The organism is Thermohalobacter berrensis (assembly GCF_003609645.1).
Classification (GTDB): Bacteria; Bacillota; Clostridia; order Tissierellales; family Thermohalobacteraceae; genus Thermohalobacter; species Thermohalobacter berrensis.
Window position 1 is genome coordinate 78,401 of record NZ_MCIB01000004.1, and the last position, 11,135, is coordinate 89,535.

The window sequence follows — 11,135 nt, forward strand, 5'->3', positions numbered from 1 at the left end:
GGAAAATGAATAGAAAAAGATTAGAAAAGATTATAAAAAATATGGAGAAGTATAACATACCTCAAATGATAATAACATCTTCAGATTCTATATTTTATTTACTAGGTGAATGGATTCACCCAGGGGAAAGAATGCTAGCTCTTTATATTAATACTGATGGAAATGTTAGATTATTTATAAATGAATTATTTCCAATTACTAAGGATTTAGGAATAGATATATGTATTCATAAAGATACTGATGATCCTATTGAACAATTGGCTAAAATAATTGATAAAAATAAAGTTGTTGGAATAGACAAAGAATGGCCTTCTCACTTTTTGATTAGTCTTCTTAAGGAAAAAGAAGGACTTAAAGTAGAAAATGGTTCAATAGTAGTAGATGAAGCTAGAATGATAAAAGACGAAAAAGAAATTGAACTTATGAAAAAAGCCTCAGCTATAAATGATAAAGCTATGGAAGAAATAATTGAGTTTATAAAAGGTGGATGTAGTGAAATAGAAGCTACTAAAAAGCTGTCAACAATATATTCAAAGTATGGAAGTCACAGTTTTGCATTTAATCCAATTATATGTTACGGAGAAAATGCTGCTGATCCCCATTATATTCCAAATGAGACTGAACTACAGAAAAATAACTGTATTATAATAGACATTGGATGTATTAAAAATGGATATGCTTCAGATATGACTAGAAGTCTATTTTATGGTCAACCAGATGATGAATATAGAAAAATATATGACCTAGTATATAAGGCTAATTTAGAAGCAATAGAATCTGTTAAACCAGGAGTAAAGTTTAGTGATATAGATAGAGCAGCAAGGAAGGTTATAGAAGATGGAGGTTATGGTGAATATTTTATTCATAGAACTGGACATAATATAGGTATTAATGTACATGAATACCCTGATGTTAGTTCATCAAATGATATGGAAATTATTGAAGGGATGGTTTTTTCTATAGAGCCAGGGATTTATTTGCAAGGTAAATATGGAGTTAGAATAGAGGATTTGGTTGTAGTAACTAAAGATGGTTGCGAAGTCCTTAATAAATTTTCTAAAGATCTTATAGTATTTAGTTAATAATAAATACTAAAATTCACGGTTATATTTAATTGTATTTAGAATGGTACAATATTTTTATTTCTATAGAAGTTTTAGAATAAGCAAGTATTTACAAATATAAGTTTTTCTGTTATAATATGTTCAAAATAAAAGAAAATAATAATAAATTATTAAAAGGCAAAGAAGGGAAGTAGTAGATATTCACGGTCTACAGAGAGGAAATCCTAGGCTGAAAGATTTCCGTCCCTCTGAATATTGAACCCGTCCCAGAGCTGCCAGACGGAAATTAGTATGTCTGGTCGGTTTTTATAACCGTTATCATTAAGTAAGAGGACTATTAAGTCAACTAGGGTGGTACCGCGGATAAAACCTCCGTCCCTAATATGCTTTGGGGATGGGGGTTTTTTTGATGCATATACAATACAAATAATATTTAAAGACAATAATTAATAAAGAAAATTATCTTAATATTAAAAGAAAGGAGATGTAAAGCATGAGAATGTCTAAGCTATATATGCCAACATTAAGGGAAGTTCCATCGGAGGCGGAAATACCAAGTCATAAGTTATTACTTAGAGCAGGAATGATGAGAAAACTAGTTTCTGGAGTATATTCTTATCTACCATTAGGATATAAAGTTTTGAAAAAAATAGAAGATATTGTTAGGGAAGAGATGGATAAGGCTGGTAGTCAAGAGGTGTTAATGTCAGCTATTCAACCAGCTGAATTATGGAAACAAAGTGGAAGATGGTATGATTATGGCCCAGAAATGTTTAGGTTAAATGATAGACATGAAAGGGAGTTCTGTTTAGGACCAACCCATGAAGAGATATTTACTGATCTTATAAAAAATGAGTTAAAATCATATAAGCAATTGCCTTTAAATATATATCAAATCCAAACAAAATATAGAGATGAAAAAAGGCCTAGATTTGGTCTTATGAGATGTAGAGAATTTATAATGAAGGATGCATATAGCTTTGATAGAGATGAAGAAGGTATGAAAGAGTCCTATAGAGAGATGTGGGAGGCATATGAGAAAATATTTACAAGATGTGGTCTTAAATTTAGAGTAGTTGAAGGTGACTCTGGAGCTATGGGAGGAAGTGATTCCCATGAGTTTATGGCAATGTCAGAGGTCGGAGAAAGTGAAATAGCATATTGTGATGATTGTGATTATGGAGCAACTGATGAAAGGGCAGAATGTATTTATGACCTTAAAGAACAAGATAATGAAGAATTGGAAAAAGAGAAAGTTCATACTCCTTCAGTAAAAACTATAGAACAACTTGAAGACTTCTTTAAATTACCAGCAGATAAATTCGTAAAAATGCTTATATACAAAGTAAAGGATGAAATAATAGGTGTACTAATACCAGGAGATAGAGAGTTGAACGAAATTAAACTTTGTAACTTATTAGAAGTACCAGAACATGAGCTTATCCTTGCAGATGAGGATATCATTAAAGAAGTAACAGGTGCAGAGGTTGGATTTGCTGGTCCATTAGGACTTAAAAAAGATATTAGACTATTAGTTGATTCTAGAGTTACAAAGATGAAGAACTTTATTGTAGGTGGAAATGAAACAGATTATCATATTAAAAATGTTAACTATGGTAGAGATTTTGAGGGAGAAGTAGTAAATGACTTACTTCTTGTTCAAGAAGGAGATAAATGTCCTAAATGTAATTCTACTTTAAAAATTGCTAGAGGAATAGAAGTAGGGAACATATTCCAATTAGGTACTAAATATAGCAAAAGCTTAAATGCTACTTATTTAGATGAAAATGGGAAAGAACAGTATTTCCTTATGGGATCATATGGTGTAGGTGTATCAAGAACAATGGCAGCAATTATAGAGCAGAGCCATGATGAAAATGGTATTATATGGCCACTATCTGTAGCACCTTATCATGTAGTAATAACTATAGTAAATGTTAAAAAAGATGAACAAATAGAATTAGGTGAAAAACTATATAAAGAGTTATCATCAAAGGGAATCGAAGTATTACTTGATGATAGAAAAGAAAGACCTGGGGTTAAATTTAAAGATGCAGATTTAATAGGTATACCTATTAGAATTACTGTAGGTAGAAAAGCAAATGAAAACATTGTAGAATTTGTATTAAGAAGAGACGGAGAAAAAATTGAAGTAAAAGCTGATGAAGTATTTGAAAAAATTAAAGAAGAATTTGAAAGGCAAAACCTTAAGCTTTAAAAAAAGTCCTTCATCCAAATGGATGAAGGACTTTTTTTATGGCTTAGTATACCTTTTAAATATTATGTTTAAACTAATACAAAATAAATATTAAAAAGATTAAGGAGGTTAAATATGGATAAGGATGATAAGGATAAAAAAACTTCTCCACCTAGATTTACTTTCCTATCTATAAGCTGGTGGATTTTTCATATAATATTAATCTTTTTAGTTTTTTTTATTTTAACGAGGGTCTTTTAACTGATTAAAGTAATCCTAGGAGGGTATTATATGGTAAAGAAAGTTTTAAGTATTAGTTTTATATTTTTGTTAATATTTAATTTAATTGTGTTTTCTCAGGCTAAGGATGATATTGTTGTAAGCCTTGGAGAAGACTTAACAGAAGAGGAAAAGCAGCAAATGTTAAATCTTTTCAATACTAAAGAAGATATTAGAATAATTACTGTTAGTAATGAAGAAGAAAGAAGATATTTAGGTAAATATATTAATGAAAATGTAATTGGAACAAGGGCAATTTCTTCAGCTTTTGTTGAAAAATTAGATAATGGTGAAGGAATTAAGGTAGAAACTTATAATATTACTTGGGTTACAAAGGAAATGTATATGAATGCCTTAGTAACTGCAGGTATAAAGGATGCTAAGGTAAAAGTAGCTGCACCAATTAATGTTTCAGGTACAGCAGCACTTACAGGTATCATTAAAGCATTTGAAAAAGCCACAGGTTTAAGTATTAACACAAAGAAAAAAGAGGTTGCCAATAAAGAGATAGCTAAAACTGGCAAATTGGGTCAGCAAATTGGAAAAGATAATGCAAGTCAGTTAATAAAAGAAGTAAAGGAAGAGGTTATAAATAGAAATTTAAGGGATGAAAAAGAGATTAGAAAAATTATAATAGAAATATCCGGTAAGTTAGATATAAACTTAAATGAAAATCAAGTTAATGAAATAGTTGATTTAATGAAGGATATATCAAGATTAAATCTTGACCTAAAAGAAGTAAAGAATCAATTAAAGGGAATATCTGATAAGGTAAAGGAAATAGCACAAACTAATAGGGAAGTTAAATCAATACTTGAAGTTATACTTGATTTTTTAAGGCGAATATTTACTAATATTATGACAAAGTTAAATAACTTGATACAATAATAGATGTGGTATATAATATACACAGATAAAAGGATACTAGGAGGTATTTATATGTCAGAAGTTAGAGTAAGATTTGCCCCAAGTCCTACAGGGTATTTACATATAGGTGGATTAAGAACAGCACTTTATGATTACTTGTTTGCAAAACAAAATGGTGGTAAATATATTTTAAGAATCGAGGATACAGATAGAAGTAGATATGTAGAAGGAGCTATTGAAAACCTTATAGAATCCTTGATGTGGGCAGGAGTGGAACATGATGAAGGTGTTTTTATAGAAAATGGCAAACTAGTACAAAAGGGAGAATATGGCCCATATATACAATCAGAAAGATTAGACATATACAAAAAATATGTTGATGAATTAATTGAAAAAGGGCATGCATATTATTGTTTCTGTTCAAAGGAAAGACTTGACAAGGTTAGAGAAAACCAAAAGAAAAAAGGATTAATCCCAAAATATGATGGGTATTGTAGAAATATTAGTATAGAAGAAGCTAAAAAGAGAATAGAAGCAGGAGAGAAGTATACTGTAAGATTGAAATTACCAACTAATAAAGATATTACATTTACTGATCTTATAAGGGGTAAAATAACAATAAATACTAAGGATATAGATGACCAAGTTTTATTAAAATCAGACGGTTTTCCAACTTATCATTTAGCTGTTGTAGTTGATGACCATCTAATGAAAATAACTCATATAGTTAGAGGAGAAGAATGGTTACCATCTACTCCTAAACATGTTTATCTATATGAGGCATTTGGTTGGGAGCAGCCAGTATATGTACATCTTCCAACAGTATTAAATAAAGATAAAAAGAAGTTAAGTAAGAGACATGGAGATGTATCTGTAGGTGACTTTAGGAAAAAAGGATATTTACCTGAGGCATTAGTTAACTATTTAGCATTAGTTGGTTGGAGTCCAGAAAGCAATAAAGAAATATTCTCAATGGATGAGCTTATTAAAGAATTCTCATTTGATAGGGTATCAAATACAGGTGGAGTATTTGACCAAGGTAAGCTTAACTGGATAAATGGACAATATATTAGAAAGAGTACCGTAGATAGAATCACTAAGCTAGCTATTCCACATCTTATTGAAGCAGGTTATATAACTGAAGAGGATGTTGAAAATAGATATGAATGGATAAAGACTATGGTTTCAACAGTTCAAGAAAGCTTATCATATGTAGCTGAGATAGTTGATAAGGTAGATATCTATTTTAAAGATGAAATAGACTTAAGTGATGAAAAGGTAAGGAAAGTTCTTTCAGGAGAACAAGTACCACAATTATTAGAAGCATTTAAAGAAGAATTAAATAATATAGAAGAAATAGATGATGAATTTGCCAAAAAAGTATTTAAAAATATTCAAAAGAAAACTAAAATAAGAGGTAAAAGCTTATATATGCCTATTAGAGCTATGTTAACTGGACAGTTACATGGACCAGAAATGGGAGATATTCTTAAAGTTTTAGGTAAACAAAATATACTAAATCGAATAGAATATGTAAAAGAAGAAATTTAAAAAGAGATATTTGTTAAAGGTAATGATAAGGTAAAGTAGATCTATAATACTTACAGAGAGGAATCTCTATAAGCTGAGAGAGATTCTAAGTCCCTCATAGATTGAAGTGCACCTTTGAACCGTTATCTGAAATTTAAGTAGGATAAACCGGTGGCACCGTTATAGCCTAAAGAGTGGGACTTAATAGTCCAAATAGAGTGGAACCGCGGAAAAACCGTCTCTTATTTATAAGGGACGGTTTATCTTTTTAATTGAAAATTTAACTAAAAAATTAAAAATTGAAAATGTAAAATTTAATATATTAGTTATAATATCTAATATACAATGGCTAATTTTTCAATTAATATAAAATGATAATTAAAAAGGAGGTATTTTTATGGGGTGTTTAAAACAATAAAAGAGGATATAAAGGTGATCTTTGAAAGGGATCCTGCAGTGAAAAGTTTATTAGAAGTAATATTATGTTATCCAGGGCTACATGCGTTAATCATTTATAGGATAGCCCATAGGTTTTACCAAAAAAGATTTTTCCTGATAGCTCGTTTTATCTCTCATGTAGGTAGGCTCTTAACAGGAATTGAGATTCATCCAGGGGCTAAAATAGGAAAGGGTCTCTTTATAGACCATGGAATGGGAGTAGTTATAGGAGAAACAACAGAGATTGGAGATAATGTAACAATATATCAAGGAGCTACTTTAGGAGGAACAGGAAAGGAAAAGGGTAAAAGGCATCCAACAATAGGTAATAATGTTGTTGTTGCAAGTGGAGCAAAGGTACTAGGACCAATAAAAATTGGAGATAATTCTAAAATAGGAGCAGGAGCAGTTGTTCTTAAAGAAGTTCCAGAAAATTGTACAGTTGTAGGTATTCCTGGAAGAGTAGTTAAGAAGGATAATAGAAGGCTAAGGCCTGTTCATAAGGAAATAGATTTAGAACATGGTAAAATGCCTGACCCGATTGCAGAAGAGCTTAATAAATTAAGGGAAAGAATAAGTGAATTAGAAGATTATATTTATAAAAATAGAAAGGAGGATAAAAATGAAGCTGTATAATACTTTAACTAAAAAGAAAGAGGAATTTAAACCTATAAATCCTGAAAGAGTTACTATGTATGTATGTGGACCTACAGTTTACAATTATATTCATGTTGGGAATGCTAGACCATTAGTAGTATTTGATGTTTTAAGGAGATATTTTGAATATAAAGGTTATGAAGTAGATTACCTTGTGAATTTTACAGATATTGATGACAAAATGATAAATAGAGCTAATGAAGAAGGGACAACTGTTAAAGAAATAGCTGATAGATTTATAAAAGAATATTATAAAGATGCTGAAGGCTTATTATTAAAGGAAGAAGGAACTAAGCATCCTAAGGCCACTGAACACATTACAGACATTATTAATTTTATAAAAAGTCTTGTTGACAAAGGGTATGCATATAATGTCGATGGCAATGTATATTTCGACATAACTAAATTAAAGGATTATGGAAAATTGTCCAAAAAAAATGTTGAAGATCTTGTATCTGGAGCAAGGATAGAGGTCAATAAAGAAAAGAAAAATCCAGGAGATTTTGCCCTTTGGAAAAAGGAAAAACCAGGAGAACCTTCATGGGATAGTCCTTGGGGTAAAGGAAGACCTGGTTGGCATATAGAATGCTCTGTTATGGCTAGAAAATATTTAGGAGATACTATTGATATTCATGCAGGTGGAACAGACTTACAGTTTCCACATCATGAGAATGAAATTGCTCAAAGTGAAAGCTTAACAGGCAAACCATTTGCAAAATTCTGGATGCATAATGCCATGGTTAATGTGTCAGATGAAAAGATGTCAAAATCAAAAATGAATTTCTTTACAGTAAGAGAAATAAGCAAAGAATATGATTTAGAAGTGTTAAGATTTTTCCTGTTATCAGCCCATTATAGAAGTCCAATAAACTTTAGTAAAGAACTAGTAGAACAATCTAAAAAAGGTTTAGACAGATTATATAATGCTAAGAATAACCTTGAGCATTTACTAGAGCATACGGAAGAGAAAAATGTAGAAGAGAAAAATGATGTATTAGAAAAACTAAATGAATTTAAAGCTAAGTTTGAAGAAAGTATGGAAGATGACTTAAATACTGCTGATGCTATAGCTGTATTATTTGAGTTAATTAAATATACTAACAGCAACTTTTCTGCTGAAACATCTAAGGATTTGGTTCAAAAAGCATATAATTTATTAGTGGAATTAAGTAGTATATTAGGTATATTGTCAAAAAAGGAAGAAATATTAGATGAGGAAATAATCGAACTTATCGAAAAGAGAAATGAAGCTAGAAAAAATAAAGACTATGAACTAGCCGATAAAATTAGGGATGAACTTAAAGAAAAGGGTATAATTATTCAAGATACACCTGAAGGAACTAAATGGAGAAGAGTTTAGAAAGTGAGTTGAAGTAAAGTTGACAGAATTAAACTTAAAATTTGAAAAATGGGATGAAAAGGACGTTAGGCTTTTATCTCCTTTACAACTTGCATATATAGGAGATGCAGTTTATGAACTTTTTATAAGGAACTTTCTTTTAAAAGAAATGAATATATCAGTAAATGAACTTCATAAGCAAGCTGTAAGATATGTTAAAGCAGAAAGTCAAGCAGAAATAATACACTCACTTAAGGATAAACTTAGTGATGAAGAATGGGCTATAGTAAAAAGAGGAAGAAATGCTAAAACTGGTTCGGTTCCTAAAAATGCTAATCTTTCAGATTATAGATATGCAACAGGATTTGAAGCATTAATTGGTTTTTTATATCTAGTAGGTAAAAGGGAAAGGATTTTAGAGTTGTTAAACACAGCAATCAAAATAATTGACAATTGATAATTATAGATATAGTCCTATGTAAGTATACTTTAATATGCTGATGGATTATAATCCATCAGCATATTTTTTTACATTAACACATAAGACTATTGGCTACTATTTTCTATTTACATTATATGTTATAATAACTTTAATAGTAAAGAAGTGGACAAGTAGAAAGGAGAGTATATATGGCTTCAAAACTTAAGGTTAATTTATTAAAATACACACCTGAACCGGAAAAATTAGTTGCTTCTGCAGCAAAACTTTGTTATTCACCGGTTGGAATAGACGAAATAGAGGAAAAATTAGATAAAGAAAAAATAGAAAAATTCTTAGATATGTTAATGGGGTTAGGTCATGAATCACCTGTTGAACATGTGAATTTTACTTTTGCAGTTGAAGGAGTATCTAGAGTACTTACTCATCAACTAGTTAGACATAGAATAGCATCATATTCTCAACAATCACAAAGATACGTAAAGCTTGATCAATTTGAATACATAATTCCACCTAGTATTGAAAATAATTCTAAGGCTAAAGAATTATTTATTAAAGCTATGGAAGAAGATCAAAAGTATTATAATGAAATAACTGAGACATTATTTAAGGATCATTATAAAGAATTCTTAAATGAAGGTTACTCTGAAAAAAGAGCAAGACAGTTAGCAGAAAAGAAAGCAATAGAAGATGCTCGCTATGTATTTCCAAACTCTTGTGAAACAAAGATAGTATTTACAATGAATGCTAGAACTCTCTTTAACTTTTTTAAACATAGATGCTGTAATAGAGCCCAATGGGAAATTAGAGAAATGGCTATACAAATGTTGAAACAAGTAAGAAAAGTAGCACCAACCCTATTTAAATATGCAGGTCCAAACTGTATTAATGGCCCATGTCCTGAGGGAAATATGACTTGTGGAAAAATTGAAGAAGTAAGGGAAAAATTTAAAAAACTTTAAATTAATAAAACATAAAATAGAGGAATAACAAACTACTAAACACAGACACTAAAGATTATAAAAGAAAAGTAAGAGGTGAAAAAATTGGGTGACAGAAACTATATTGAAGGCAGAAACCCAGTAATTGAAGCTATAAGATCTGATAGACCAATAGAAAAGATACTTATAGCTAAGGGCTCAAAGCAGGGTTCAATTAGAAAGATAAAGGGTATGGCTAAAGATAAAGGAATAGTAATTCAGCATGTTAATAAAAGTAAACTTGATTCTATATCTAGGACTAACTCCCATCAGGGAGTTGTTGCGTTAGTGGCTGAATATAAGTATAGAACAGTTGATGATATTTTAGATGTTGCTAAAAAACGTAATGAAAAACCCTTTGTAATTATACTTGATGAAATTAAGGATCCTCATAATCTTGGAGCTATAATGAGGACTGCAGAGTGTGCTGGAGCACATGGTATTATAATACCAAAAAGAAGATCAGTAGGATTAACCCCGACTGTTGCTAAAAGTTCTGCTGGAGCAATAGAGTATATGCCTGTAGCTAGAGTTTCAAATATTGTATATACTATCGAAGAGTTAAAAGAAAAAGGATTATGGATATATGGTGCAGATATGGATGGTGAAAAGAATTACTATCAAGAAGACTTAACTGGAGCAGTAGGACTTGTTATAGGAAGTGAAGGTAAAGGAATTAGTAGACTTGTAAAAGAAAAGTGTGATTTTCTAGTTAAAATACCTATGAAGGGAAAGGTTTCATCTCTAAATGCATCTGTTGCAGCTTCTATTATGATATACGAAGTACTAAGACAGAGGAGTTTGAGTAGATGAAATGAGTAGAAATAAGAAAGAAATACTATTTGTAGACGGGTATAATGTAATAAATGCATGGCCAGAGTTAAAAAAATTATGTAGCATTAGTCTTGAAACAGCCAGAAATAAACTTATAGAAATAATGTCAGAATACCAAGCTTATACAGGAGTAAAAGTTATTATAGTATTTGATGCCCATTTAGTAAAGGGAAGCCTAGGAAGTAAAGAAACAATTTCAAATGTGGAAGTAGTTTATACCAAAGCACATGAAACAGCAGACCATTATATTGAAAAGACATTAGATTCAATAGGTAAAAGGAAAAGGGTTAGAGTTGCAACATCTGATTGGACTGAACAACAGATTGTTTTAGGCAGAGGTGGTATAAGGATATCGGCAAGGGAACTAAAAGCAGAAGTAGATAGTATGAAAAGAAGAATAAAAAGGAAAACAGAAAAAAAGACAATTAAGGAAGAAAATCAGTTAGGAAATTTTATTGACAAAGATACATTGAAAAAATTGGAAAAACTAAGGAGAAATGAGTAAATAGCT

Annotated in this window: 11 protein-coding genes and 2 other annotated features; all 11 genes read left to right on the top strand. The window is 30.5% G+C overall.

The genetic code is table 11. The features are described from left to right. Positions 1-5: 5 nt before the first annotated feature. The 11 genes from BET03_RS04115 to BET03_RS04160 all read left to right on the top strand — a co-directional run bounded on the left by BET03_RS04115 (position 6) and on the right by BET03_RS04160 (position 11,129). Entirely contained in the window at positions 6-1,082 is a 1,077-nt protein-coding gene (locus BET03_RS04115; protein ID WP_120167590.1) for a M24 family metallopeptidase, read from the top strand. Positions 1,083-1,235: 153 nt separating this feature from the next. Further along, positions 1,236-1,447 (top strand) — a binding site (T-box leader). Positions 1,448-1,557: 110 nt separating this feature from the next. Then, a complete protein-coding gene (locus tag BET03_RS04120; protein WP_120167592.1) occupies positions 1,558-3,282 on the top strand; it encodes a proline--tRNA ligase in 1,725 nt (574 codons plus the stop codon). A 114-nt stretch (positions 3,283-3,396) separates the two neighbouring features. Next, positions 3,397-3,522, top strand: coding sequence for a hypothetical protein (locus tag BET03_RS13900; protein ID WP_279230334.1), 126 nt, complete (start codon positions 3,397-3,399; stop codon positions 3,520-3,522). A 30-nt stretch (positions 3,523-3,552) separates the two neighbouring features. After that, entirely contained in the window at positions 3,553-4,428 is an 876-nt protein-coding gene (locus BET03_RS04125) for a DUF1002 domain-containing protein (RefSeq protein ID WP_120167594.1), read from the top strand. A 51-nt stretch (positions 4,429-4,479) separates the two neighbouring features. After that, positions 4,480-5,958, top strand: a complete 1,479-nt coding sequence (gene gltX / locus BET03_RS04130) for a glutamate--tRNA ligase (protein ID WP_120167596.1) — start codon at positions 4,480-4,482, stop codon at positions 5,956-5,958. A gap of 13 nt (positions 5,959-5,971) precedes the next feature. Further along, positions 5,972-6,183, top strand: a binding site (T-box leader). A gap of 156 nt (positions 6,184-6,339) precedes the next feature. Beyond that, the gene (gene cysE / locus BET03_RS04135; protein WP_120167598.1) at positions 6,340-7,011 is read left to right on the top strand and encodes a serine O-acetyltransferase; all 672 of its coding nucleotides are present in this window, start codon (positions 6,340-6,342) and stop codon (positions 7,009-7,011) included. Next, entirely contained in the window at positions 6,998-8,392 is a 1,395-nt protein-coding gene (cysS, locus tag BET03_RS04140) for a cysteine--tRNA ligase (protein ID WP_120167600.1), read from the top strand. The genes cysE and cysS overlap by 14 nt, the downstream gene beginning before the upstream one ends. A 19-nt stretch (positions 8,393-8,411) precedes the next feature. Then, entirely contained in the window at positions 8,412-8,828 is a 417-nt protein-coding gene (locus tag BET03_RS04145; protein WP_120167602.1) for a Mini-ribonuclease 3, read from the top strand. Between the two features lie 173 nt (positions 8,829-9,001). Beyond that, entirely contained in the window at positions 9,002-9,772 is a 771-nt protein-coding gene (thyX, locus tag BET03_RS04150; protein WP_120167604.1) for an FAD-dependent thymidylate synthase, read from the top strand. Between the two features lie 84 nt (positions 9,773-9,856). Continuing rightward, complete coding sequence (gene rlmB / locus BET03_RS04155) at positions 9,857-10,603, top strand: 23S rRNA (guanosine(2251)-2'-O)-methyltransferase RlmB (protein ID WP_120167606.1); 747 nt, start codon at positions 9,857-9,859, stop codon at positions 10,601-10,603. Position 10,604: 1 nt separating this feature from the next. Continuing rightward, positions 10,605-11,129 (top strand): NYN domain-containing protein, encoded by a 525-nt coding sequence (locus BET03_RS04160; protein WP_120167608.1) that lies wholly within the window; start codon positions 10,605-10,607, stop codon positions 11,127-11,129. Positions 11,130-11,135 lie beyond the last annotated feature (6 nt).

What these genes read in the sequence shown, in the direction of transcription:
- BET03_RS04115 (WP_120167590.1), top strand. Translation starts at nt 6, where the DNA reads ATGAATAGAAAAAGATTAGAAAAGATTATAAAAAATATGGAGAAGTAT.
- BET03_RS04120 (WP_120167592.1), top strand. Translation starts at nt 1,558, where the DNA reads ATGAGAATGTCTAAGCTATATATGCCAACATTAAGGGAAGTTCCATCG.
- BET03_RS13900 (WP_279230334.1), top strand. Translation starts at nt 3,397, where the DNA reads ATGGATAAGGATGATAAGGATAAAAAAACTTCTCCACCTAGATTTACT.
- BET03_RS04125 (WP_120167594.1), top strand. Translation starts at nt 3,553, where the DNA reads ATGGTAAAGAAAGTTTTAAGTATTAGTTTTATATTTTTGTTAATATTT.
- gltX (WP_120167596.1), top strand. Translation starts at nt 4,480, where the DNA reads ATGTCAGAAGTTAGAGTAAGATTTGCCCCAAGTCCTACAGGGTATTTA.
- cysS (WP_120167600.1), top strand. Translation starts at nt 6,998, where the DNA reads ATGAAGCTGTATAATACTTTAACTAAAAAGAAAGAGGAATTTAAACCT.
- thyX (WP_120167604.1), top strand. Translation starts at nt 9,002, where the DNA reads ATGGCTTCAAAACTTAAGGTTAATTTATTAAAATACACACCTGAACCG.
- BET03_RS04160 (WP_120167608.1), top strand. Translation starts at nt 10,605, where the DNA reads ATGAGTAGAAATAAGAAAGAAATACTATTTGTAGACGGGTATAATGTA.